This is a genomic window from Tatumella sp. JGM118, from assembly GCF_018257515.1.
Lineage (GTDB): Bacteria > Pseudomonadota > Gammaproteobacteria > Enterobacterales > Enterobacteriaceae > Tatumella > Tatumella terrea.
The window spans coordinates 1-23,730 of record NZ_JAERJR010000022.1; the positions used below are offsets into that span (position 1 = coordinate 1).

The following is a 23,730-nucleotide window of genomic DNA, read 5'->3' on the forward strand; positions in this document are numbered from 1 at the left end:
GGGCATTCTTCAGGCTATAGCCTTACAGGATCAATCACCACCTCCCTAGGAGGTGGTTTAGGGGTGACAATAAAAAAGCGCAGTATTCACTGCGCTTTTTTTTATTCTTTCACTGGCAGATGCCGGGTCATTTCTGGTTATTTTTTGCTGAGCGTTCCGCTCTCTGACGACGGAGTTCTTTCGGGTCTGCCAGCAGAGGACGGTAGATCTCTACCCTGTCACCGGCCTGTACGACATCCTGCAGTTTGGCGGCGCGGCTGTATATGCCGACTTTATTTTCGGCAAGATTAATATCTTTACGCAGCTCCGGTAACCCTGAGGCGATAACTGCCTGCTCAATCGTACTCCCTTCAGGCACGCTGACCGTACGCAGGTATTGTTTCTCAGGCAGTGCATAAACCACCTCAACCTGAATATCAGCCACTGTAAACCTCTTTGGCTCGTATCGTGAAGGCCTGAACCATACTGTTAGCAAGCTCTTTGAAAACCCGTCCAAAGGCCATTTCTACCAGCATATTGGTGAATTCGAAATCCAGACTCAGCTCGACCTTACAGGCGTCATCACCCAGCGCAAAGAACTGCCAGCCGCCGCTCAGTTTACGGAACGGACCTTCCACCAGTTGCATATGGATCCGCTGGTTATTTGTCAGCGTATTGAGAGTCGTAAATGTCTTACTGATCCCCGCCTTAGACACATCGACAGAAGCGGTCATCTGGTTTTCAGAACTGTCGATAATCCGGCTACCGGTACAGCCTGGTAAGAATTGCGGATAGGCATCGACATCATTCACAAGCTGGTACATTTTTTCAGCACTGAACGGGACCAGCGCTGAACGACTAATCTGGGCCATAACACTTCCTGCTAAGTAGAAAACCCCTGGATCATACCAGTTTCATTAGTTAAACAAAAATGTCTTCATGCTACTGGCATGCTAGAATATGTCACTTACTCCCCCGTGACAGGGGATGGTTTCTGCGCATAAGTGGTGTAAAATAAGCGATATTATGACTAAGAAAAAAGCTAACAAACCCGGTTCTGCAACCATTGCCCTCAACAAACGCGCCCGTCATGAATATTTCATCGAGGAAGAATTCGAGGCCGGATTGTCGTTGCAGGGATGGGAAGTAAAGTCACTGCGCGCAGGCAAAGCGAACATCAGCGAAAGTTACATTCTGTTGCGTGATGGTGAAGCATTTCTGTTTGGTGCAACCTTCCAGCCCTTGCTGGGGGCTTCGACGCATGTGGTATGCGACCCAACCCGCAACCGTAAATTATTGCTGAAGCAGCGTGAACTGGATTCCATTTTCGGCCGGGTGAATCGTGAAGGTTACACGATCGTTGCCCTGTCGCTGTACTGGAAAAATGCCTGGTGTAAACTGAAGATTGGTGTCGCCAAAGGTAAGAAAGAGCATGACAAGCGTGATGACATCCGCGAGCGTGAGTGGAAAATCGACAAAGCACGTATTATGAAAAAAGGAAATCGCTAAACTACTGGTGTAGCTGATGCTTTTCCTGATATAGTAACCGACAGTACCTGGGGCTGATTCTGGATTCGACGGGATTTGCGAAGCCCAAGGAGCATGCCGAGGGGCGGTTGGCCTCGTAAAAAGCCGCAAAAAAATAGTCGCAAACGACGAAAACTACGCACTAGCAGCTTAATAACCTGCTCAGAGCCCTCTCTCCCTAGCCTCCGCTCTTAGGACGGGGATCAAGAGAGGTCAAACCCAAAAGAGATCGTGTGGATACCCTGCCTGGGGTTGAAGCATTAAACTTAATCAGGCTAGTTTGTTAGTGGCGTGTCCATCCGCAGCTGACAAGCGAATGTAAAGATTGGACTAAGCATGTAGTGCCGAAGGTGTAGTAATTTCGGACGCGGGTTCAACTCCCGCCAGCTCCACCAAATTCTCCATCGGTGATACCAGAATCATCCGATGAAGTCCTAAGAGCCCGCAAGGCGTAAGCCCTGCGGGCTTTTTTGTGTCTGTCGTTGTCCGGGTACATCCGGCTAAATCCGATGATAATCGGTATACGTTTAGGTACACGCTATACTGTGGCCCATAAACGTGTACCAATTATGGAAGGAATCCTCACATGGCGCGTGTTACCCGGCCTCTGACTAACAACGAAATCCTCAAAGCGAAACCACGCGAAAAAGACTTCACCCTACATGATGGTGATGGCCTGTTCTTACTCATCAAAACCTCCGGTAAAAAACTCTGGCGCTTCCGTAATCAACGACCGGGAAGCTGCAGCCGCACAAGTTTAAGTCTCGGTTCATACCCTGCCCTTACACTCGCAGCAGCTCGTCAGATACGCGACCAGCACTTAACCACGCTAGCACAAAGCATGGATCCACAACAGCAACAGGAACAAGCGTCAGAACAACGCCAGATTGAGACCGGGCATTCTCAAGACGTTCCATTGCGGGTTTAAGGTAGTCGGGTATAACAGTGGTCTGAGTCATGTCGGGTCCCCTCTTCGTTTCAATCTGAGGAGATTCTGCCGTGCCAGACACAACAACACGATTCAATACCGTTGTGGCAAAAATGGCACAAACAGATCTGAAAGCCCGGCTGGCCAGAGAAAGGTCTCAGGTAACCTTACTCACTGTTTTTTTTTTACTTATAACTATTCACTACTGTTCGCTGAGAAGAAAAAGACAAGCAATACAATCAGATAAATGGTGAACAGTTGAGGGTGTAACTGTTCACCGACTGTTCACTACTATTAACCTTTTGGATTTTGACCGGCCTGCTTACTTAGACTTTATTTCGATTAAAAATTGAAAATATATAAAAGTAATCAGGGATCGACCACCGGTTTGCCAACATTTACCAAAAAACGTCCAACGTTTGCCGCTGTATAAAAATCGTTCTGTTGTGTGGTGAAGCACTATAAAATGACTTGTTGCTCTGAGGGAAAATATCCACAAAATAGAGAGCTACCCGAAGCCGGACGGAATACATATTCAGACTCAACCAGGTAAACGAACCGACTTAGGCCGGTTTTTTACTTTGAACCTGAGTGATCACTTCATGTGCACACCCGTGTACATGCAGACCTTAACATTTCACCATCTAACCATATGATTTAAAATGATTAAAAGTGAAAGTGAACAGTATGAACACTTTTTACTAAAATCATTTCTGGCTCTGAAATGATTGGTCATGTCAGAAAAGAGGTTAGAATCGACCTGTTCGTATTTTAAACACATGAGGTTTCATTATGGATGATGGCATAAAGATAGCGATGTCCCCTGTTCAGCTTGCTGCCGCGCTCTCTGATAAGACAGTCACAGAGGCAGAAACGATGAGTAACCGCCTTTCCGGAGGGCTGGGGCTTATCATGGGTTCACTTGAGCTGGCAGGTGCCACCGCTCTGTGTATCGCACCTGAACCTACCGGATTAACAAAAGCAGGATGTGTTGTAGTCGGTGCGCATAGTCTCGACAGCATTCATGCTGCTGCTAATCAGCTAATTGTGGGCAGAGACACGCGTACGGCAACTTACGAGGCAGCAACAGCAATTGCCAAATCCTTTGGAGCAGATGACGATACGGCGATGAAAATCGGCCTGACTGTCGATATCGCTGTTCCATTAGGATTTGCACTTGGCATCGGCGCAAGCCGGGTAGCAGCAGTAAGGGCTGGCCGCATCAAACTCAGTGAGCATGAGTCAATGACGGGTTTTAAACCCGGCGGGCATACGCTTTCCACACATGTTGGCAAAAGCGATGCAGAACTATTAGCCCGCTTTGAAGCGAATAAACGTTTGCAGTATTCCACCACCTTTACCAACGTGCGTATTGCAGAAGAAACCATATCAAGAGCGCTCTTTGCTAACCGGGGCGTTATAAAATCCGTTCTTGGCGGAGGCAGGCAGGGAGCTAGGCTGACTATTCGCTATGCATTTGGCAAAGCGATTGGCTATGGTTTCCAGCGCGGGAGTAACCAGCGGATAGCCATGACAAATATGAGAATTGTTATTGAGTTTCAGCGATATAACGGCAAACCCTATTACATTCTCACAGCGTTCCCGGCTCTATAGGTACAAAATGCAAAACTTCCACTTTCTTGACCAACTGATTTTCGGTTATTTCAACCAGGACGCCGACATCATCAATGATGGCGAGGATACGATTGAAGGCATAGTACGGCTGTTCAAAAAGTCAGCACCAGACTGGATGCTCAAAGATCTCGTCGAAGAAGTTGATGATTTTATCTCCGCCTATGGTGACGGTGTCGAAGAGGAGTTCAGGAAACGATACGGGTTTGATTTTTCGCCTGAACTTTGGGAAACCACTGCTCATGAATTCCTGATGACAGTACGTCAGATCTCGTCAGAGAAATGAGGTTTCAGGGAGTAAATTTCCTGATAAGAAAAAATAATTGGTACACGTTTAGATACACGGAAGCAAACTGAATTAAATAAAAACTTATTAAAACAATAAGTTGAAGTATTTACTCAGATTCCGCCAGCCCAAATTCTTCATCGGTGATACCAGAATCATCCGATGAAGTCCTAAGAGCCCGCAAGGCGCAAACCCTGCGGGCTTTTTTGTATCTGTATTTTGTCATGCTAAGTCTGAAGCAAACTCATTAAATCCGGGCCTTCAGGCACCATGCCTGGCACCTCATAGTGTCGGCATCACTGCAAAAAGAACTATTCACTTGCAGAGATATCCATATCTACAGGCTCGATATCAGGAAAACAACACCCCTATAATTTTGTGCGATAGCCTGCAAATCTTACTAAGAATCTCTGTATCAGGTTCCCTTTTTGCTAGTGAGTCACGTATTCTGAACTTAAGGTGAGCATAACGGATACTGACATAAGGAGTGTGTATCAATGGCTGCACTACAGTTCCCCTGTACCTTTTTTAAAACCCAAAAATGGATGGATGACTACGCCGCGAGTGATATGCGCTGCGGCGACTTGACCGAAGAACAGTTAAAGTCCCTGTATCGGCTGGATTACATTTCTGACCGGGTTGATCCCTGGACGCTTACGCGGCGTTCCTCAATGGATCGGCCCCGGTCCATATTCTGTTGCAACCTGCGTGGCCAGGGGGAAAAGATCAGCAGCCAGCAATGTGCTAATATTTTGTTTGATGAATTCCGTGATTTATCACACCTGTTCTCAGTGTATGGTCCGTACAGATATCTGATCGAAAAAATGATCACCCACATGCAAAACGGTAACGGAGTCCCCTTCCGTGATCCGTCGCTGGACAGGGCATTGAAGAAGCATGTTATTCAGGATAAGACAACAAATAGTACACGTCAGTTATTGCAGGAAGCATTTAATACCTATATCGATTGGGAAAATAAACACCTTCCGGCAAGTGACAAAGACCGGTTAAGAAAAGTTATTCTGGATGGAAAACTACCTAAATTTAACCGTTTTCAGGATAATTTTAATGGCATGGGGATTACGGTTCATGATACCTGGGTAACGCATATCACCTTAAAATCACTGCATATTGAGAATGATCGTTACCAGGCAGTGGTGCATTATAAGGTACAGGATCATTTTGGTCTGGATAGTGATGATATCCTTAACAAAACATTTAGCCAGTTCAATTTTTTCCGTATCTGGTTTGTTCTCCAGCGGTACAATCAGTTTGGATTCAAGCCTTTCATGACCAATATGGAAGCCACTGTCAGGATTACCGGGGGCCGTGGTGCAGGCAAACATTAAAAAAACACTTTATACATTGTTATTGATGGGTTCCATCCTGCCGGGCGTAGTCTTTTGGTTGTCGGCACGTTCGGTTGAAATTGTCGCGGTTCATGAGGATAGAGAGTTTAGCTCTGTGCTTGTAAGAAATTTTCCTTTTACTGACCGGGGAAAAATAAGATGGTGGCAAAAAAATAAAGATATGTTGAAAGAAAAATATAATATTCCAAAAACTGCAAGCGATGGATTTTTCTCCATGGTTTTTTGGGACTTTGGTGATGGTTACAAAGAAGAAGGCAAGTATGACAGGCGCTGCTTTGAAGATATAAAAGCACCTGAAAATTGTATAGAAAAAAACAGAATTTTCTCTGTCAGCGACAGTAAAAACATGGGGATTTCTTTTACTACTAATGATGAAATATATCGTATGGTGAAAAATGGAAAGATAGTAAAAGTAGTGGCCGATTAGCACCCCTTTCCCCTCGCAGAGACTACCATTAAATCTTCCTGATATTTATACCACTGTATACCTGCATCAGAAAAACCATATTATTATAATTTTGTGCGATAGCTTGCAAATATTACTAATAGTCACTGTATCAGGTTCCCTTTTTGCTATTACGTCGCGTATTCTGAACCTGAAGTGAGCATAACGGATACTGACACAAGGAGTGTGTATCAATGACTGCACTACAGTTCCCCTGCATACTGTTTAAAACCAAAAAATGGATGGACGATTACGGCGCTCAGGATATGCGATGCGGTGATTTAACAGAAGAACAGTTGAAATCCTATTATGGGCTGGTTGATATTTCCACCCGAGCCAATCCTTATACCCTGACAAAAGTCACTCCTTTTACTCAGCCACAGTCGATGTTCTATGGCTCCCGGGGAGAGGGTGAAAAGATTTCCCGCCAGCAATGTGCCAATATTTTGTTTGATGAATTCCGTGATTTATCACGCCTGTTCTCAGTTTATGGTCCGTACAAATATCTGATCGAAAAAATGATCACCCATATGCAAAACGGTAACGGCACCCCCTTTCGTGATATCGCGTTGGACAGGGCGTTGAGAGAACATATTATCAGGGATAATACAAAAAATAGTACTCGCTGGAGACTGAGGGAGACTTTAAATGACAAAATTAACTGGGAAGAAAAATGTTACCCATTAAAAGAAACGCACTGGCTAAAAGAAGCAATTTCCGAAGGCAAACTCCCTAAGTTTGACCGCTTCCAGGATAATTTCAACGGTATGGGGATTACCGTCCATGATATCTGGGCAACGCATATTACGATTCAATTACTCCGGATTGATAATGATCGTTACCGGGCTGTGGTGCATTACAAAGTCCAGGATCACTTTGGCCTTGATGTTGATGATATTTCAACGTTTAAGTTTAACCATTTCCGATTTTTCCGTATCTGGTTTGTACTCCAGCGTTATAATCAGTTTGGTTTCAGGCCATTTATGACCAATATGGAAGCCACCATAGAAATCATCGGAACCCGTAAATGAAAATGAAAAAAAAGAAAGCCATTGCGCTGTTCTTTCTGGCTGGCTGTATGCTTCCGGGATACTGGATTTGGCTGTCGCTGCGTCCTGTAGAGATTATTGCTGTTCATCATAGAGGGAATAATTTTAGTGCTATTTTGGTTCAAAACCCTCCAATTACAGATAAGGGTAAAATAAATTGGTGGATGGAAAACAAAGCTACTTTTAAAGAAAAATATAATGTTCCTAATCCTGCGGAGGATGGTTCTTTTTCGGTTACCGTCTGGTTGTTTGGTGATGGTTATAAAGAGGAGGGGAAATATGACAGATTTTGTTTCAATGATATGAAAACCAAAAAAAACTGTATTGAAAAAGATGCTGTATTTACTGTGACTCATAGTAAAAATAGAGGTACTGTTTTTACTGTATATGATGGTGATAATTATCGCTTAGCCCGGAATGGTGACATTATAAAAGTCGCCTCCGATTAGTCGGCGCGAGTCAATTTAGCCAGTTCCATTTCTTCCGTATCTGGTTTGTTCTGCAGCGGTGCAATCAGTTTGGCTTTAAGCCGTTCATGACCAATATGGAAACTACCGTGGAAATTTCAGGAATTCGCAAATGAGAGTGAAAAACAACAAAACTATTCTTCCGCTCTTTCTGGCGTGCTGCATGCTACTTAGCTACGGGCTTTGGTTGTCTCTACGTCCCATGGAGATCATAGCCATTCATCACAGAAGTAGTGGTTTCAGTGATGTTCTGGTCACTAGTTTCCCGCCGACTGATAAATCAAAAATTAACTGGTGGTTAAAAAATAAAGATAGGTTAAATAACCAATATGACATTCCAAAACCTGATAACAATGGTCATTTCTATCTGACTTTCTGGTTATTTGGAGAAGGTTATAAAGACTTAGGTAAATATGACAGGCTTTGCTTTGACGATATGAAACCACCTGTAAACTGTATTGAGAAGAATAGAGTATTTTCAATCAGATCCAGCAAAAACAGAGGTATTATATTTACAGTAGATGATGGCGAGTATCGTCTAAGAACAGATGGGAAAATAATAAAAATCAAAGACGAATAGAGCCATTCTTCCTCGCGTGTTGACAGTAATAAAATCATCCGACCTCCTGTCAGTCCCCCTGCAAAAAAACTATTCACTTTCAAAGATATCCATATATCCAGGAACGATGTCAGGAAAACCACACCCCTATAATTTTGTGCGAGAGCCCACAAATATTGCCAGAACTCTCTGTATCAGGTTCCCTTTATGCTAGTGAGTCGCGTATTCTGAACGTAGAGTAAGTATAACGGATACTGACACAAGGAGTGTGTATCAATGACTGCACTACAGTTCCCCTGCACCCTTTTTAAAACTCAAAACCGGATGGACGACTATAGCGCAAAAGATATGCGCTGCGGCGACTTGACCGCAGAACAGTTGAAATCCAATTACGGGCTGGTTGATATTTCCACCCGTGCCAATCCTTATACCCTGACGAAAGTCACTCCTTTTACTCAACCGCAATCGATGTTCTATGGTTCCCGGGGAGAGGGGGAAAAAATTTCCCGCCCGCAATGTGCCAATATTTTGTTTGATGAATTGCGTGATTTATCACGCCTGTTCTCAGTGTATGGTCCCTACAAGCATCTGATCAAAAGGATGATCACCCATATGCAGAACGGCAACGGAAAACCGTTCAGCAGCATACATCTGGATAATGCTTTGAAAGCACATATTGTCAATGACGAAACTGAGAATAGTACGTTATCAAAAATAAAATACGCATTAAATGAAAATATTAACTGGCAAACCGGTATTTATCCGGTAACAGGTAAAAATGAATTTCAAAAAGCTATTCTCGAAGGAAAACTCCCGAAATTCGATCGCTTCCAGGATAACTTTAACGGCATGGGTATAACTGTTCATGACACCTGGGCAACAGAAATTACTATAAAAATTTACAGGTTGATAATAACCATTACCGGGCAGTCCTGCATTACAAAGTCCAGGATCACTTTGGACTTGATGTTAACGACATTTCAAAATTCAGGTTTAACCAGTTCCGTTTTTTTCGTATCTGGTTTGTCCTCCAGCGATACGATAAGTTCAATTTCAAACCTTTTATGACCAATATGGATACCACCATAGAAATAACCGGAGTCCGAAATTGATTCTAAAAAACAGAAAACACCTTACTTTAATCATATTAATTATCTGCATATTAACCGGTTATTGGCTTTGGCTATCCCTGCGCCCTGTGGAAATTATTGCAGTTCATGATAATGGTAATCATAGCTATATTTTAGTAAACAACTTTCCATATACAGATAAAGGTAAAATAAATTGGTGGATAAAAAATAAGGATGAACTAAAAAACAAATATAATATTCCAAAACCATCCACCTCTGGTAATTTTACTGTAATTTTCTGGCTATTCGGTGACGGCTATAAAGAAACGGATGGTTATGACAGGTTATGCTTTGAGGATATGTCCCCCCCACTGAATTGCATAGACAAGGATGCTGTTTTCTCTGTCAGCAATAGCATTAATTTGGGGACGGTTTTCACCGTGTACGATGGTAAATATCAAAGGAAGAAGAACGGTGACATAGCTAAGTTAGAGATTAAATTTGATGTAAAGTGACCGGGATAAACTCCCCTCCTGCTTACATCATGCGGGTGGGATTATTAGAATTACTGAGATTATCCCAAGGGAGGAGAAAACGTCAGCAACAAGACTACTTCGGGTTAAATATTGTGAATATTGATAATGATCGTTACCAGGCAGTGGTGCATTATAAGGTACAGGATCATTTTGGTATGGATAATAATGATATCCTTAATGAAAAATTTATCCAGTTGAATTTTTCCGTATCTGGTTTGTTCTGCAGCGGTACAATCAGTTTGGATGTAAGCCTTTCATGACAAATATGGATGCCATTATCCGAATCTCCGGTGGACGCGATGAAACATAAAAAAAAACTCTATGGATTATTTTTATTTTCTGGCTGTGCACTGTTCAGTTACCTGATTTGGCTATCACAGCACCCGGTAAAGATTGTCGCCGTTCATCAGGAACGTCATTATAGTGATGTTTTAGTTAATAACTTTCCTTTAACTGATAAAGGTAAAATCGACTGGTGGCTGGAAAACAAGGGTATTCTTAAAGAAAAATATGATATTCCTGAACCAGACTCAGAAGGTAATTCTACGGTCAGTTTTTGGGATTTTGGCGATGGATACGTAGAAACTGATGGTTATGATCGGCTCTGTTTTGATGATATGAAACCACCACTCAATTGCATTAATAAAAATTCCCTTATGTTTGTAATGAATGGGAGAAATACAGGACTCTCTTTTTGGGTCGATGGAGGAATATATCGGGTAAATAAAAACGGTAAGAGAGTGAGATTCGATTATGATTAGAACCACTCAGTCAATAAAGAGACAGTATAATGTCACCTACTCTCTACGACTTGTACCCGTCATAGAACAATGGAAAAAGATGAAAAAACAGTAAGAAATTTTCTCCTGGAAACTAAACTTCAAAACTTCAATAGACACCAGGATTAAATCAGAAAGATGGAAATTACGCGTCACAATACCCTGAAAATACTAAATTAAATCGATACAGGTTGATAATAACTATTTCCGCGCAGCGTTACACTGCAAAGTCGACGACCACCCTGGACTTAATGTCGAGGATATTCATAACTCCAGCCTCAATCCGCTCTGTTTTTTGCATAGCTGGTTTTTACTCAAGAGATACAATCAGTCTGATTTAAAATCATTTATGACCAATATCGAAACTACCCGATGACGAACTGATATAAAAATCGATTGGAAAATGAAATATCTTGTTTTACTCACCTTGAGTGCCTGCATATTTTCTGGTTGTTAGCCCTGGCTATCCCTGTGCCTTGTGGAAATGATTGCAGTTCATAATAATGGTAGTCATAGCTATATTTTAGTAAAAAACTTTCCATATACAGATAAAGGTAAAATAAATTGATGGCTAAAAAATAAGGATAGACTGAAAAATTATATTCCTAAACTATCCACCTCATGTCTTACTGTGTTCTTCCTGACTATTCGTTGATGGTTATAAAAAAAGATAACTGAAAAAACAGTCTGCGGATATCGATAAAGAGTTTTTATCATGGCTGATACTTTATTTCTTGAAGAGGATCACCTTCAGCGCTAAAGGTCATTGTCTAAACCGTGCCACAGAGCATAATTGATACGTTCTTATTTATTTTTATTGCATCCGGAAGCAAAGAAAGGACACCAGCAACGTTCAGGGAAAAAGGAGAGTAAGCAATGAAAATTCATTTTCTGGGGACAGCGGCTTCTGAAGGGATCCCAAATCCATTCTGCCGCTGTGCACACTGCCAGCAAGCCCGCATCCTTAAAGGTAAGGATCTACGGACGCATTCATCCGTTATCATTGACGATCAACTGCTGATCGATGTTGCCCCCGAATTCAGCCAGCAACTGCTCAGAGATGGCTTAGATGCGACACAGATACACTCGCTGCTTTTCACTCATACCCATCCCGACCACTTTAATGTCGGAGAACTCTTCAGTCGCATGGAAGGGTACGGGTTTGAGATAGATCACCCGTTGCATATCTACGGTAATGATCGTGCCATCAATGGCGCTGCTGAAGTATTGCCCGGTTATAGCCATGAGCGATTCGGCTTCCACTGTCTTGTCCCTTTTGTCACTGCAGAAACCCATGGTTACCGGATCACTCCGTTATTAGCAAACCACGCAAAATGGGAACTTTGCTATACCTGGTTCATTGAAAAAGAAGGAAAAGCACTCTTCTATGGCCATGATTCCGGGTGGTTTCCTGAACTCACCTGGCAATGGCTTGAAGGAAAAAAAATCGATCTGGCCGTACTGGAATGTACGTATGGATATAACGGCGAAAGCCGCACCGATAACCATATGAGCCTGGAGACTGTCTTTGCTGCCAGGGAAAAACTACGTGCGATAGCCTGTTTGCATGCCGGCAGCAGGATTCTGGTATCGCATATCTCACATTCAGGAAAACTGCTTCACGAAGAGCTTGTGGCGGCGTGTCTCGATAAGAATATTACCGTCGCCTGTGACGGCCTGACCATTAATTTCTAACAGGGTTAATCAAATGGATTTGAATAAAACACCTCGTCTTCTGGTAATGATGTTTGTGCAATACTTCATGCAGGGTGCCTGGAATATGACCATGGGTCTGGTGCTAAGTACCTATGGCATGGCGACGAGCATTGGCACTGCTTATGCTTTACTCGGGCTCGCCACCCTCCTGTCACCACTGTTTATCGGTATGGTTGCCGATCGCTTCTTCGCTTCACAAAAGGTGATGGCTATCCTTCACCTGATTAATGCCGCGGTAATCCTGTGCGTGCCACAGTTTATCGAAGCGCATAATACCACCATGACACTGATAATGATCTTCTTTGTCGGCTTACTGTTCTATCCTACGACGGCGCTGGCTAACAGTATCAGTTTCAGCCACATTAACGGCGTGAAATATTTTCCGCTCATTCGTGTCTTCGGTACGTTCGGTTTTATGGTGATTGGTTTTATCATCGGTCAGATGGGCTACTCGGGTGATACCGTGACGTGGTATATCGCCTCCGCCTCCGCAGTTGCGCTGGGTCTTTACTGCTTTGCCCTGCCGGATACCCCGCCGAAGGCTAAAGGGCAGACCTTCAGCCTGCGTGATTTATTATGCCTGGATGCACTGTCGCTGTTCCGGGATCGAAATTTCTCGATTCTGATGCTGACCATCTTTGTATTAATGATCCCGAAAACCGCCTATTCCGCCTATATTCCGGTTTTCCTGAAAGCCCTGGGGTTTGATAACGCGGCATCGATGATGCAGGCGGGGGTTGCCTGCGAAGTCATCTTTATGTTCCTGCTGTCATTCTTCCTGCTGAAAGCGGGTTTCAAACTGACGCTGCTGTTGGGTGCGATCTGCTGGGTAATCCGCTCATTGTTATTTTCGCAAGCTGCGCTGGACGCCAATATGATGTTCATTATGATTGGCCTGATGCTGCAGGGTTTTTGCTGGGACTTTTTCTTTACCGTCGGCGACATCTATGTGGACCGAAAAGCCCCGCCAGAGATAAAAGCCCAGGCACAAAGCCTGCGTTTCATCGTCTCCAACGGTGCAGGACTGCTGTTCGCTTCTACCCTCTGCGGACAGGTATTCAATAATACGGTAACAGAGCAAGGACCACAGTCATTACCGCAATGGGAAAACTTCTGGCTATTCTCAGCGATTATCGCGGGCATCGTTGTCGTGCTTTTCCGGATTTTCTTTAAAGATGATCTTTCCGGAAAAGAGGTCCCGGCAGATATAAAACCGGCTACCCTGCGGACCGTACAAAAATGACGACGGCAGGAGGGAAAATATGAGTAGCATATTCCCTCTGCCAGCGGGTATAGCGTTGTTACATCCGGCGACAGTACGAGGATAGTTGTTGTTTTTTTCCGGGAGGGTTCATTGGCCCGAAGCGGATACCCTAAGGGGAACCCCGTCCGGAAAAGATTGTGACCATCGCATTTCTGCCCGGGCTGGCCCCGGGACACTTGCGCGTCGTTCTTCAACGAGTCGTCCCCCGGTAAGCCAGTAAGCCAGTAAGCCAGTAAGCCAGTAAGCCAGTAAGCCAGTAAGCCAGTAAAAGGTAATATCCGGATATCCTTAAAGCAACTCACACTGACTTCTTATTTCCGGAGGTGTTGTGTTGTTTTGTTCTCCCGGGGGTAGCATCCGCGTAGGGAGTTTCTGGCTGAGGGGGATTGCAGTGCCGGTGAATCCCCTCTTCCGGATACAGACAGGGCGGCAGCCTGAACCTTGCGCACAGACCTCTGACTCCCTCACCTGTAAAATGCATCGCACATTAAAGGATTTTACTTGAGGCCCTGACCACCAGCTCGGGAATCGGTCCGTCGCAGCCAGCCATAGGGCGACCTGCCAGTACGTCGAACAGTAACATAGTCGCCTGCCGGGCAACCTCATCCAGATGCATATTCACTGCTGTCAAAGGCGGCTTTGATTCCCTGGCACGAATACCATCATACCGGGTAGCGACTCTCATCTGTTGCGGGATTTTAGTGCCCGTTTCATGAAAGGCTCGTACCGCGCCGCTGGCAAAGGTATCAACCAAAACCAGTAATCCATTCACCTGTGGAGCCTCCAGCAGTAGCTGACGGGCGGCATGATAACCGGCAGCCTCACCTTTCTCCTCATCCAGGTAATATATCACCGGAGTCTGCCGCCCGTTGCACCACAGACGATACGCCGCTTCGGTCTCCAGCGAAGAGGTGCGCTGCCTGTTACTGACAAACAGTGCGCAGTGCCCGCATCCTTCTTTTTGTAAGTGCCTCAGCAGCAGATTAGCCGTCACCTCAGAGTGCAGCTCAACCCAGGGCACCGGCTTGTTCGTGCCCGGGGTCCGGCCAATAGTCACGCAGGGGATCCCCGCATTTTGCAGAGCGCGTAACTGCGGATCATTTTCGGAAGGTTCGAGCAGAATAGCTGCGTCAAAGGTGACCGTGTCCAGTGGATTCTTCCCCGGAGGCACCAGAATCAAGGCATGGCGGTTTTCCAGCGCCATAATTGATGCCGTCAGCGCGATTTCCATCATAAATCCGAGCTTTGAAGCGCCGGAGGCGATGCTGAGCGGTAGTGAAGAAAGAAGTGCAATCGTATTGGTTCTTCCGGTGCGTAACTGACGGGCTCGAATATTTGGTGTGTAGTTCAGGGCCTGAATAGCGTCATCAATTCGTTGCCGGGTTTCAGGATCGACAAAACGCGTTTGATTTAACGCATTCGAGACGGTCCCTGGCGAAACACCTGCGTGGCGGGCAACATCAATAAGTCTGGTGCGTTTGTTATCCTGAGTAGTCATATCCCTGCCGGTTTATCAGATTTACACTCAAAATAGCACATTCCCGGATATCCCTTTCTGTTCTATTTCATAACAATATCATATTACCAGGCAGCGCTTTCCCGTAGATCTCCACTCCACACTCCTGTCTAATATCGTTTCATTAAAACGTTTTAATGACGGTTTTTTTCGGTAAATTCCGCAGTTCAGGAGGTTACGTGGTGCAACAACATCAGGATCCAACATTCACTTTGGGCCGCCGTCCGGTCGGGCTGACTTTCGCAAACAAAGAAAAAAGGTTTGGTGGCTATACACTTTTCGCCCCGCAGACATCAGAAGGCCTTGTTTATCTGATCGATGAACAGGGTGAAGTTGTACACCAGTGGCAACTTCCCGTCCGTGCCGGACGTGATGCGGTACTGCTGCCTAACGGCAACCTGGGCTACAACGGCAGCCATCGCACATCAGCCAACCTCTATCCGGCATGGGATCTCTGGCATGGAGGCGACTTCTATGAAGTGACGCCAGATAATGAAGTTGTCTGGCATTATGAAGACATTTTCCATCATCACGATGCTCAATGGCTGCCAAACGGGAATTTACTCTACACCGCAGCAGCCCCTCTGCCGGCGGATATCGCAAAGCGGGTCATCGGCGGGGACCCTCGCCGCGATGCACCGGACGGAATCATTCAGAGTGATGTTGTAAAGGAGGTTAATCGTCACGGTGATGTCGTATGGGAATGGCGAGCGTGGGAACATCTGGAACCGGAAAATTTCCCCGTACATGACATCTTCGATCGTCGTCATTGGCCGATGATCAATGGCCTGTCCGTTACCCGCGAGGGACTGGTACTGATGAGCCTGCGTACCACCTCCGGAGTCATTGCCGTCAGAAAAGAGAGTGGTAAGGTGGTCTGGCACGCTGGCCCCGATGTTGTCGCACAACAACATACCCCGGTCGAGTTGGAAAATGGCACAATCCTGGTGTTCGATAACGGTAACCTGCGGCCTGGCGTAACCTCGCCGCACTCAACCGTGCTGGAATTCGACCCGCACACACAGGCCATTCACTGGCAATATCGCGATATTTTCCCCCCTGCCTTTTTCTCACCCTACATGGGAAGTGCACAGCGCCTGACGAACGGTAACACCTTTATCTGCGAATCGGCTTTTGGCCGTCTTTTTGAAGTCACTCCGCAAGGTGAAACGGTCTGGGAATACATTATTCCTTATTTTAATGAGTACCCGGCACACCTCAGCCAGGGGATCATTCCTGGTAAGCAAAACAGTGCCTTCCGCGCGCACCGTTACTCAGCGAACGATATCTTCTGGCTGAAATAATCGTTCTCCGCTCTGATGGCGGAGAAGTCACAACGCTCTACGGAGGCAGGTATGTCAGATTCAAATTCTGTTGTGCCGGATAACGAAAACTTACGCTGGCAGACCCGGTGTCTGTTGGCTCTGCAACATGTTATGGTCGCGGCCGCCACGCCGATCACTGCCGTTTTTCTTATCTCGCAGGCGCTTCATTTCACCAGTGACGTCACCGCGTCACTGCTCAGCGCGACCTTCATGATGTGCGGTCTGGGGGCTATACTGCAGAGCCGGGGAATAGGCGGCTTCGGTGCACGGTTACCGTTTATCATGATCCCCGGGGGAGCGCCGATCGCAATTTTCATTGCTATCGCTTTGCAAACCAATATCCGGACAGCGACAGGTGCGGTGATTTTAACCTCGCTGTTTTACTTTATTGCATTGCCTGTTTTTCGTCGTTTTCTGCATCATTTTCCTCCGTTTATCATCGGAATTATGTTGTTACTGGTCTCCGTTAACCTGATCCGACTTTATGGCGGGCTTATCATCGGTCATCCCGGCAGTAGCTATTATGCTCAGCCGGCGAATATTATGCTGGCTCTGGCGACCATTCTGATCACTATGATCTTCGCGCTCGTATTCACCGGGATCCTGCGCCAGTTATCGGTCATGTTCGGGCTGCTGGCGGGTACCTTGCTGGGGATGCTGTCCGGCAATACCGACTTCAGTAGTCTTAGCCACGGACCGCTGTTGAGTCTGCCACAATTTATCCCCTTCGGCTGGCCCGTTTTTAACCTTACTGCGTCGTTACCGTTACTCATCTACTCAGTAATTTCTATGGCTGAAGCGACCGGGCAAACCATTGCAACTGCAGAGATCGTTGGATCCACACAAAATATTCAGCAGACCGTTCCCCGTACCATCCGCGGCGATGCCATTATTTCCCTGCTGGGAGGATTCTTCGGGACCTCACTGATCATTACCTCCGGTGAAAATATCGGTGTTGTACGCACGACAAATGTTAAATCGCGCCACGTCACTGGCCTGGCTGGTGTGATCTTAATACTTGCCGCCATGTTTTCGCCGCTGGTGCGCCTTGCCGCTTGCCTGCCGGCCCCTGTCGTCTGTGGTACGGCGCTGATGGTTTTCAGTATTATCGGAGTCATCGGGATCGGTATGATCGCACGTGAACCATTACACTCGCCCGCGAAAACTTATGCACTGGCTTTTGGCCTGGCGATGGGAATGTTACCTATCCTCGTGCCGGGGGTGTATCAGAACTTCCCCTCAGTAATACAGATGGTACTGGGAAATGGCATGGCCGCAGGAACGATGGCATCGATACTCGTTAATTCGTTATTTATGATGAGTGAAAGGCGGTCTGCGGTACGAATGAAAAGCTAAGCAACTATCTGCCGTGGAACAGGAGCGGGCCATGCCAGCAGAGGTGTGTTATGTGGTTCGAACGCCCGCTTTCGGTTACTGTCGTTGAGCCATCCCGGGATCGACAGTAACCGATCAACAGCGACTCACTGCCATTACGGCTGAAATATCAATCTAAGGAGATTACGATTTCCCCCATCCCCTGAGGCGCATCGATCGGCCCTTGAAATCCGGCTGTCCGGTACGGAACCATGGAGGCCATTGACCGGTGAAATTGAAGGGCTGGGTGCCAGGGTCTGGCCCTGAAATGAGGGTAGAGTGTCAGAGAATTCTGCGATCTTCGCCCGTAATAAAAATGACAAAGGGATCTGTGCCGCTTTGCGCTTTGCTCAGAAGGCCAGGCGACTACCTGAGGTCTGCCAGACGCGGGGATACGCGCTTCAGACACTCCCGGCATCAGGGAGTATCCTGCCGCTATTTCAGATTAAACCAGCGGGGTAATGCGCTACTGCCACTTTCAGTGACCCGGACTTCACGGTAGCCGGCGGTGCGTTGGATCCACCCTTTCGCATCGAACAGCGACAGTAAACCTGACCCGGCGCTGCCGCCCAGATGAAAGCGTCGTTCACTCCAGTCAAGACATGCGCAGCAAGGCTTGCGTCGGGATCGGGGATCCATTACCACGCCCATTTTTGTGAAGTGTGCGTTTCCTGCTGCGGTCAGAGCGCTGCCGTCCGCAACAATCCAGTTCTCCCTCAATAAAGCATCATAGATTTTTACGGCCAGTTCGCCGGCCAGATGATCGTAACAGGTACGGGCATACCGCAACGGTACAGGTGTCCGGGTCACGGCGGTATGGCGGGTTTGCACAGAAACTCCCATCAGGTTTTCCAGCAACCCCGCAATGTGCGCACCGGCGAGACTGTAATAGCGATGACGTCCCTGCATCAGGCAGACAACCAGCCCGTTATTCAGCAAACGGGTCAGATGACCGCTGGCAGTCGAAGGGGCAATCCCGGCAACTATGCTGAGCTCTGTTGCTGTCCAGGCTCTGCCATCCATCAGGGCGCATAAAATGCTGGCCCTGGAGGGATCGGCGATAGCCGAGGCAAAGACTGACATCGCCTGTTCCAGCGAATCTTCTGCCTCACTCTTTATTCCATCGTTGCCGTGGCTCATTTAACTTGCAGTTTCCCATTGTCTGGTCGCTTCCGCGGCCTGGTTATCATTATCGGTCAGCAGTATCAGCCGGTTATGGTGATCACTGTATTGTACCAGAATGTTCACACCACACTGCGCCAGTGACCTGGCAATCTCACCCAGTTCCCCCGGCCTTTCCTGTGATAATTTTCGGATCAATGGCCGGCATACGCTTCTGACATCGAACCCCGCCTGTGTCAGCACATCGCGCGCTCTTTCTCCCTCTTCAACCAGAAAATGCGCATGCCCTTCTTCGCCCACCGTAAATACTCCGCCACCTTCAAGACCAATCCGGTTCTGCCCCAGTAAGCGGCCCATCATCGCCAATGCGCTCGGGGTATTGCGCAGGATGATATGAATGTTATACATGCTGAAGAGGCCTCTTATCCGAAGAATAATCACGACAGACACTGGCAACACGTATCCGGTATGAAGAAAAAACAGATCGCTTACCTTCTTCCTGAGCTTCCAGATGCAAGGCATGGTTTTTCCACTGCAGTACAGCGTCCTCATCCTGCCACCATGAAAGGGACAGTACTTTCTCAGGGTCATTCATGCTGCGGAAACGTTCAATCGCAATAAACCCCGGGATTTCCGCGAGGATCGGTTTTAGTGCTGAGGCCAGTTCCAAATATCGTTCCTGTGACTGAGCACGGATATCTGCTTCAAAGAGTACGGCTATCATGATGTCTCTCCATTGGGAATGTTCACTCATGCTAATACCGGTAATAACATCCCGCTTCGTTCTGTACCGAAGTATGGCTTCCGGGCATCAGGGCATAGCTGGCGGTTATCTGCCCCACCGCCCTGTCAGTGAGTGAACAACGCCCTCACCCCGCGGCTCAGGCAGAGAACCTATGAGAAAGCAGTGGCTGATTTACGTAAGGCGGTCTGTGCAGAGACGACAGACAGTTGCCGGTTTCCGGATAGCCCCTGGAAAATCAATATCAGCCAACATGGCAAAATCAAATCAGGCGGACCGGTCTCCGAAGGGGCTAATATTGGCGAAACCATCCGGCTGCAATACAGCGAAAACCTGCCACTGTCCGGGATCGCCTTTGGTCATGCCAGAGATGCCCGTCAGGTCAGTAATTTGATGGCATTGCATGCGGCTAAATATGATCTTGTCAGTGACACCCTGGAAAATGCCAGCCACGGCGGTTCGCTGTTAATGCGCCAGATAATCCATGCGTTTATCCCTGTTCAGGGCAGCAATGCATCGCAGAGATCAGACAATGATACTTTACTGAGTCCTCTGGTTATCTTTACTGCGCATGATACGAATATTGCGCCAATCCAGACGATGCCTGGTTTTAACTGGCAACTGCCGCCACTCTATCCCCGCAACGATATTCCGCCAGGCGAGGCTTTGCTCATCGAAAACTATCCGGATAAACAGACCGGACAACGGTTTATCCGTCTGACCTTCACCGCCAGAACATCAGACCAATGGCGTCAGCTTTCGCCGTTAAATGCGCAGGACCCTCTGCCGGTCGCGGAATTCAGACACTCCGGATGCCGGGATACCGCCGTCGGGGAGTTATGTCCGCTGAATGTATTTACGCAACTGGCGAAAGCACATCGGGTTAATGACGGCAAAGACCTGCCGGTGTTTCAGTAAAGGATGTTTTCCCCTCTGGCCCGGGGGAACCGCAACTCATTCACTGTTAACCGTTAAAGCGCTTCTCTCTGTACCGGAATAAGGGAGAAGCCCCTCCGGAATTGTGGTTTACGCCCGGATTGACGGAAGGTATGCCCGGTGAAAGGCTATGGGCGTAACAAATCTCTCCGGGCAACCGGAAGAGAGCTAACTCCGGGGCATATCCCCCACGATGATGTTATGTCCGGCTCGGTTGCTCATCTTACGGTCGCTGAAATATTACCGTGACGGATGCCTGCGGCCCGGTTCTGCGGAGACGGCTGCGGGCCCGGAGAACGTGTTACGGGATAATGAGTGGTTTTGAATCCACAATCGTGATTACTTATGCGTTTAACGGAGAGATCCCAAAATTTCTTTTATCCGGTATAATCAAAAAAAATTCATCCACACACTGCCCATTTTTACAGTATCTGCTTCTGTGTTATTGCTAAGAATAGCGGCTTGAATAAGGTATAACGCCGCATGAAAATTCCTCACAGAATCCAGCCACTCATCGATGACGGAATGATCGATGCGGTGCTTCAGCGCCTGAAAAGCGGTAAAGAGGCCGATGTGTATACGGTACTCTGTGGTGAAGAAATCCGTTGTGCCAAAGTGTATAAAGAAACCACTCAACGCAGCTTCAAACAGGCCGTGCATTATCGTGAAGGACGCAGCGTTCGTAATTCACGTAGTGCCCGGGCAATGCAGAAAAATTCTAAATTCGGGCGCAAACAGCAGGAAGAAACCTGGCAGACAGCGGAAGTGGATGCGTTGTTCAGGCTGGAGAATGCAGGTGTCCGGGTTCCTCAGCCTTATATGTGCATTGATGGCGTCCTGCTAATGGAACTGGTGACGGACACAGAAGGTGCGGTAGCTCCTCGTCTTAGTGATGTCATGCAGACCGGGGAAGAAGCGCTGGCCGGTTTCCACACTATGATCCGTAATATTGTCCGTATGCTATGTGCCGGGATAGTGCACGGGGATTTATCAGAGTTCAATGTGCTACAGGCGGCTGAAGGCCCGGTGATCATCGACCTGCCCCAGGCGGTGGATGCGTCAGCAAACAATCACGCGGAGTCGATGTTTGCCCGCGATGTCGGGAATATTACCGCTTACTATGGCCGGTTTGCACCACAACTTTTGAATACACAGTATGCAAAAGAGATTTGGCTGCTGTATGAAAACGGCAAACTTACGCCGGAAACCCCACTGACCGGGCTGTTTGAAGAAGAAGCACATACGGTCGACATGGACTCCCTGCTGGATGAGATTATTACTGCAGAAGACGAACATTATGAACGACTGCGTGCCGGAAAAGCGCGTGACGAGGAAGACTAGTCCCCCTTTCTCATGCTGATATCTCCCGATGTAACTCTCCCTCAAGGAATACTTTACCGCCGGCCGATCACCGGCCGTTGCATCAGTCAGGCCAGCAGTTAATTTTTCCATTCTCTGTCCGGAAGCACGCGTCAGTTTATTCTTAAAAACATGTTCAGTGATGCTCTCTCCGGAACCTTGCTTCCTCTCTCTGCCCTGAAGCAGCCTCAGCCCCCCTGAAGATCATCTGCTTATTAAACAAAAGGCCGGGTACGCGATGTCTTCAAAAACAATAGTTAACGTTAACATTTACGTTTATCATCCCGGATAGCCGATTAGACATTGTCTGAATAAAAAAGTTAACGTTAACAATCACCCGTTCCGGAAATGAAGATGATCCTCTCTCCGCTGTATGCCGCCCAGATTGCACTGACACAACAGATGATCCAGCGCGGAAATGCCTTTTACCCGCGCTATCACCTCGCTCCGCCCGCTGGCCGGATGGGCATCCCAAACAGTCTTATCTGGTTTGAGGACCGGTATCATCTTTTCTATCAGCATAATCCCCTGAGTGCAGAACCTGGCAGGATGTACTGGGGGCATGCCACCAGTACAGACCTGCTCCGCTGGTTTCATGAGCCACTCGCCCTGGCTCCGGACACCGAAGCGGATGGCGGGGGCTGTGCCTCCGGCTGCGCAGTCAATGATAATGGCAAATTATCACTGATCTATACCGGCCAGCACACAGCACAATATGAGGATACGACGGGCCAGTCACTGTGTCTTGCCACCAGCGAAGATGGAGTCCGCTTCGAAAAACAAGGCGTGATCCTCTCGCCTCCGGCGGGGATCTCTGAGTTCCGGGATCCGGAAGTCTGCTTTCATGGCGATCAATGGTGGATGGTTGTTAATGGTCTCAGTAAGGAAAAGACAGAACAGAGTCTGATTTACCGGGGAAATTCATTATCGGAATGGACACTGGCCGGAAGCACAGTATCGGTGAGAGATCCGATCAAAGGCTATGCGGATCACTTTATTGAAAAGCAGCGACTATTGCTGACGGCCCCCGGCGAGGGCATCGATCCCGTCACGCAGGATCGTCTGAAACGCCCGCCAATCAGATCAACAGAAACCCTTCATTCTGTTCAGGGGATGCCTTCTGCAGCCAGAGAACCGAACTTTTCGGCCCCGCTGAGTTGTCTGGCGCCGGATGGCAGAAGAATACTGATTGCCAGCATGCTCTCCCCGGGCTCCGGTGTACCGACGGTGTCACAGGGCTGGGCCGGGTATATGACCCTTCCCCGGGAACTCACTGAATCCGGCGGGAAATATCTCCAGCAGCCCGTCCGGGAAGTCATCAATTTACGCCGGCAGACGGAGTCCCTTCCGTCAGGCCGCCTGCGGGAGTCCCGTGTCATCCATGATAATGCTCTGGCGATTGAAGCTGAGCTATGCTGGGATACCGGGCACACCACCGCAGAGATTTATGGCTTACAGCTGGGCTCGGGAGCAAGACTGCTGATTGATCAACAGGCCGGATGGTTAACTTTGCATCGTTGCTACCCCGACGTAGATCTGGATGATCAGCAGCGTATCCGTCTGCCCGCAGGAGCCCGCATTTCACTGCGGATCTTTATCGATGTTTCGTCACTGGAAGTTTTTGTTAATGACAGCGGGCAGGTTTTGTCCGGACGGATTTATCCCCGGGCAAACGATCGTCAGCTTTCACTGTATGCTGCGCAAGGGGAAGCATCGCTGCTCCGGGGAGAGCTATCAGAACTCAGTTGA

25 protein-coding genes, 1 other RNA gene and 5 pseudogenes are annotated in these 23,730 nt (G+C 47.5%); 24 read left to right on the plus strand and 7 right to left on the minus strand.

Annotated features, from left to right (window positions below):
- Positions 1-127 precede the first annotated feature (127 nt).
- Together JK223_RS14745 and JK223_RS14750 are read right to left on the minus strand one after the other, a co-directional pair.
- Complete coding sequence (locus JK223_RS14745; protein ID WP_212714919.1) at positions 128-424, minus strand: RnfH family protein; 297 nt, start codon at positions 422-424, stop codon at positions 128-130.
- On the minus strand, positions 417-851 hold the full coding sequence (locus JK223_RS14750; RefSeq protein WP_212714920.1) for a type II toxin-antitoxin system RatA family toxin: 435 nt from the start codon (positions 849-851) through the stop codon (positions 417-419). Before JK223_RS14750 ends, JK223_RS14745 begins: the two co-directional genes overlap by 8 nt.
- Before the next feature lie 154 nt (positions 852-1,005).
- On the opposite strand from JK223_RS14750, the gene smpB reads away from it, so the two are divergent.
- The 3 genes and pseudogenes from smpB to JK223_RS14765 all read left to right on the plus strand — a co-directional run.
- Positions 1,006-1,488 (plus strand): SsrA-binding protein SmpB, encoded by a 483-nt coding sequence (gene smpB / locus JK223_RS14755; RefSeq protein ID WP_025903734.1) that lies wholly within the window; start codon positions 1,006-1,008, stop codon positions 1,486-1,488.
- 49 nt (positions 1,489-1,537) lie between these two features.
- Positions 1,538-1,901: a transfer-messenger RNA gene (gene ssrA / locus JK223_RS14760) on the plus strand.
- 191 nt (positions 1,902-2,092) lie between these two features.
- A pseudogene (locus JK223_RS14765) lies at positions 2,093-2,398 on the plus strand (integrase arm-type DNA-binding domain-containing protein); the annotation flags it as partial.
- On the opposite strand, the pseudogene JK223_RS16985 reads toward JK223_RS14765, so the two are convergent.
- Positions 2,397-2,489 (minus strand): annotated as a pseudogene (locus tag JK223_RS16985) (glycoprotein 3); the annotation flags it as partial. The pseudogenes JK223_RS14765 and JK223_RS16985 sit on opposite strands and share 2 nt — an antisense overlap.
- Before the next feature lie 737 nt (positions 2,490-3,226).
- Between JK223_RS16985 and JK223_RS14770 the strand changes: the two are divergent.
- From JK223_RS14770 to JK223_RS14845, 16 genes and pseudogenes are all read left to right on the plus strand, one after another.
- On the plus strand, positions 3,227-4,048 hold the full coding sequence (locus JK223_RS14770) for an RNase A-like domain-containing protein (protein ID WP_212714921.1): 822 nt from the start codon (positions 3,227-3,229) through the stop codon (positions 4,046-4,048).
- Between the two features lie 7 nt (positions 4,049-4,055).
- Positions 4,056-4,352: a contact-dependent growth inhibition system immunity protein gene (locus JK223_RS14775; protein WP_029991162.1), complete on the plus strand. Its 297-nt coding sequence runs from the start codon at positions 4,056-4,058 to the stop codon at positions 4,350-4,352.
- A 497-nt stretch (positions 4,353-4,849) separates the two neighbouring features.
- Positions 4,850-5,701 (plus strand): YPO3983 family protein, encoded by an 852-nt coding sequence (locus tag JK223_RS14780; RefSeq protein WP_212714922.1) that lies wholly within the window; start codon positions 4,850-4,852, stop codon positions 5,699-5,701.
- Complete coding sequence (locus tag JK223_RS14785) at positions 5,685-6,149, plus strand: DUF943 family protein (protein WP_212714923.1); 465 nt, start codon at positions 5,685-5,687, stop codon at positions 6,147-6,149. The genes JK223_RS14780 and JK223_RS14785 overlap by 17 nt, the downstream gene beginning before the upstream one ends.
- 212 nt (positions 6,150-6,361) lie before the next feature.
- Positions 6,362-7,198: a YPO3983 family protein gene (locus JK223_RS14790; RefSeq protein WP_212714924.1), complete on the plus strand. Its 837-nt coding sequence runs from the start codon at positions 6,362-6,364 to the stop codon at positions 7,196-7,198.
- On the plus strand, positions 7,195-7,665 hold the full coding sequence (locus JK223_RS14795) for a DUF943 family protein (RefSeq protein WP_212714925.1): 471 nt from the start codon (positions 7,195-7,197) through the stop codon (positions 7,663-7,665). The genes JK223_RS14790 and JK223_RS14795 overlap by 4 nt, the downstream gene beginning before the upstream one ends.
- Positions 7,666-7,673: 8 nt before the next feature.
- Positions 7,674-7,857 (plus strand): annotated as a pseudogene (locus JK223_RS14800) (DUF3289 family protein); the annotation flags it as partial.
- Positions 7,796-8,263, plus strand: a complete 468-nt coding sequence (locus JK223_RS14805) for a DUF943 family protein (RefSeq protein ID WP_212714926.1) — start codon at positions 7,796-7,798, stop codon at positions 8,261-8,263. The pseudogene JK223_RS14800 and the gene JK223_RS14805, both read left to right, overlap by 62 nt.
- A gap of 255 nt (positions 8,264-8,518) precedes the next feature.
- Positions 8,519-9,354 (plus strand): annotated as a pseudogene (locus tag JK223_RS14810) (YPO3983 family protein).
- Entirely contained in the window at positions 9,351-9,827 is a 477-nt protein-coding gene (locus JK223_RS14815; RefSeq protein WP_212714927.1) for a DUF943 family protein, read from the plus strand. Before JK223_RS14810 ends, JK223_RS14815 begins: the two are co-directional and overlap by 4 nt.
- A 113-nt stretch (positions 9,828-9,940) precedes the next feature.
- A pseudogene (locus JK223_RS14820) lies at positions 9,941-10,158 on the plus strand (DUF3289 family protein); the annotation flags it as partial.
- The gene (locus JK223_RS14825; RefSeq protein WP_212714928.1) at positions 10,148-10,609 is read left to right on the plus strand and encodes a DUF943 family protein; all 462 of its coding nucleotides are present in this window, start codon (positions 10,148-10,150) and stop codon (positions 10,607-10,609) included. The pseudogene JK223_RS14820 and the gene JK223_RS14825, both read left to right, overlap by 11 nt.
- A 202-nt stretch (positions 10,610-10,811) precedes the next feature.
- A complete protein-coding gene (locus JK223_RS17230) occupies positions 10,812-11,003 on the plus strand; it encodes a DUF3289 family protein (protein WP_371813157.1) in 192 nt (63 codons plus the stop codon).
- 93 nt (positions 11,004-11,096) lie between these two features.
- A complete protein-coding gene (locus tag JK223_RS14835; protein ID WP_371813158.1) occupies positions 11,097-11,195 on the plus strand; it encodes a DUF943 family protein in 99 nt (32 codons plus the stop codon).
- A gap of 308 nt (positions 11,196-11,503) precedes the next feature.
- On the plus strand, positions 11,504-12,322 hold the full coding sequence (locus JK223_RS14840; RefSeq protein ID WP_212714929.1) for an MBL fold metallo-hydrolase: 819 nt from the start codon (positions 11,504-11,506) through the stop codon (positions 12,320-12,322).
- Between the two features lie 13 nt (positions 12,323-12,335).
- Positions 12,336-13,586 (plus strand): MFS transporter, encoded by a 1,251-nt coding sequence (locus tag JK223_RS14845; protein ID WP_212714930.1) that lies wholly within the window; start codon positions 12,336-12,338, stop codon positions 13,584-13,586.
- 508 nt (positions 13,587-14,094) lie between these two features.
- On the opposite strand, the gene JK223_RS14850 is transcribed toward JK223_RS14845, so the two are convergent.
- A complete protein-coding gene (locus tag JK223_RS14850; RefSeq protein ID WP_212714931.1) occupies positions 14,095-15,105 on the minus strand; it encodes a substrate-binding domain-containing protein in 1,011 nt (336 codons plus the stop codon).
- Positions 15,106-15,302: 197 nt separating this feature from the next.
- Between JK223_RS14850 and JK223_RS14855 the strand changes: the two genes are divergently transcribed.
- Positions 15,303-16,427 (plus strand): aryl-sulfate sulfotransferase, encoded by a 1,125-nt coding sequence (locus tag JK223_RS14855; protein WP_371813153.1) that lies wholly within the window; start codon positions 15,303-15,305, stop codon positions 16,425-16,427.
- Between the two features lie 51 nt (positions 16,428-16,478).
- Positions 16,479-17,804, plus strand: coding sequence for a uracil-xanthine permease family protein (locus tag JK223_RS14860; RefSeq protein WP_212714933.1), 1,326 nt, complete (start codon positions 16,479-16,481; stop codon positions 17,802-17,804).
- A 453-nt stretch (positions 17,805-18,257) separates the two neighbouring features.
- On the opposite strand, the gene JK223_RS14865 is transcribed toward JK223_RS14860, so the two are convergent.
- Genes JK223_RS14865 through JK223_RS14875 form a run of 3 tightly spaced genes read right to left on the minus strand, consistent with a single transcriptional unit; the run spans position 18,258 to position 19,668 of the window.
- Positions 18,258-18,962 (minus strand): helix-turn-helix transcriptional regulator, encoded by a 705-nt coding sequence (locus JK223_RS14865; RefSeq protein ID WP_249213645.1) that lies wholly within the window; start codon positions 18,960-18,962, stop codon positions 18,258-18,260.
- Positions 18,963-19,352 carry an amino acid-binding protein gene (locus JK223_RS14870; protein WP_212714934.1) on the minus strand — a complete coding sequence of 130 codons (390 nt, stop codon included), beginning with the start codon at positions 19,350-19,352 and terminating at the stop codon, positions 18,963-18,965. It lies immediately after the preceding gene.
- Positions 19,345-19,668 (minus strand): antibiotic biosynthesis monooxygenase, encoded by a 324-nt coding sequence (locus JK223_RS14875; protein WP_212714960.1) that lies wholly within the window; start codon positions 19,666-19,668, stop codon positions 19,345-19,347. Before JK223_RS14875 ends, JK223_RS14870 begins: the two co-directional genes overlap by 8 nt.
- A gap of 183 nt (positions 19,669-19,851) precedes the next feature.
- Here JK223_RS14875 and JK223_RS14880 point away from each other — a divergent pair, with 183 nt between their 5' ends.
- The 3 genes from JK223_RS14880 (at position 19,852) to JK223_RS14890 (ending at position 23,730) form a co-directional block, all read left to right on the plus strand.
- Positions 19,852-20,604 (plus strand): histidine-type phosphatase, encoded by a 753-nt coding sequence (locus tag JK223_RS14880; protein ID WP_212714935.1) that lies wholly within the window; start codon positions 19,852-19,854, stop codon positions 20,602-20,604.
- A 501-nt stretch (positions 20,605-21,105) separates the two neighbouring features.
- Entirely contained in the window at positions 21,106-21,963 is an 858-nt protein-coding gene (locus JK223_RS14885; protein ID WP_212714936.1) for a PA4780 family RIO1-like protein kinase, read from the plus strand.
- A 372-nt stretch (positions 21,964-22,335) separates the two neighbouring features.
- Complete coding sequence (locus JK223_RS14890) at positions 22,336-23,730, plus strand: GH32 C-terminal domain-containing protein (RefSeq protein WP_212714937.1); 1,395 nt, start codon at positions 22,336-22,338, stop codon at positions 23,728-23,730.

Coding starts and splice junctions, on each gene's coding strand:
- JK223_RS14750 (WP_212714920.1), bottom strand. CDS start 851: ATGGCCCAGATTAGTCGTTCAGCGCTGGTCCCGTTCAGTGCTGAAAAA.
- smpB (WP_025903734.1), top strand. CDS start 1,006: ATGACTAAGAAAAAAGCTAACAAACCCGGTTCTGCAACCATTGCCCTC.
- JK223_RS14770 (WP_212714921.1), top strand. CDS start 3,227: ATGGATGATGGCATAAAGATAGCGATGTCCCCTGTTCAGCTTGCTGCC.
- JK223_RS14775 (WP_029991162.1), top strand. CDS start 4,056: ATGCAAAACTTCCACTTTCTTGACCAACTGATTTTCGGTTATTTCAAC.
- JK223_RS14780 (WP_212714922.1), top strand. CDS start 4,850: ATGGCTGCACTACAGTTCCCCTGTACCTTTTTTAAAACCCAAAAATGG.
- JK223_RS14790 (WP_212714924.1), top strand. CDS start 6,362: ATGACTGCACTACAGTTCCCCTGCATACTGTTTAAAACCAAAAAATGG.
- JK223_RS14795 (WP_212714925.1), top strand. CDS start 7,195: ATGAAAATGAAAAAAAAGAAAGCCATTGCGCTGTTCTTTCTGGCTGGC.
- JK223_RS14805 (WP_212714926.1), top strand. CDS start 7,796: ATGAGAGTGAAAAACAACAAAACTATTCTTCCGCTCTTTCTGGCGTGC.
- JK223_RS14825 (WP_212714928.1), top strand. CDS start 10,148: ATGAAACATAAAAAAAAACTCTATGGATTATTTTTATTTTCTGGCTGT.
- JK223_RS14840 (WP_212714929.1), top strand. CDS start 11,504: ATGAAAATTCATTTTCTGGGGACAGCGGCTTCTGAAGGGATCCCAAAT.
- JK223_RS14845 (WP_212714930.1), top strand. CDS start 12,336: ATGGATTTGAATAAAACACCTCGTCTTCTGGTAATGATGTTTGTGCAA.
- JK223_RS14850 (WP_212714931.1), bottom strand. CDS start 15,105: ATGACTACTCAGGATAACAAACGCACCAGACTTATTGATGTTGCCCGC.
- JK223_RS14860 (WP_212714933.1), top strand. CDS start 16,479: ATGTCAGATTCAAATTCTGTTGTGCCGGATAACGAAAACTTACGCTGG.
- JK223_RS14865 (WP_249213645.1), bottom strand. CDS start 18,962: ATGAGCCACGGCAACGATGGAATAAAGAGTGAGGCAGAAGATTCGCTG.
- JK223_RS14870 (WP_212714934.1), bottom strand. CDS start 19,352: ATGTATAACATTCATATCATCCTGCGCAATACCCCGAGCGCATTGGCG.
- JK223_RS14875 (WP_212714960.1), bottom strand. CDS start 19,668: ATGATAGCCGTACTCTTTGAAGCAGATATCCGTGCTCAGTCACAGGAA.
- JK223_RS14885 (WP_212714936.1), top strand. CDS start 21,106: ATGAAAATTCCTCACAGAATCCAGCCACTCATCGATGACGGAATGATC.
- JK223_RS14890 (WP_212714937.1), top strand. CDS start 22,336: ATGATCCTCTCTCCGCTGTATGCCGCCCAGATTGCACTGACACAACAG.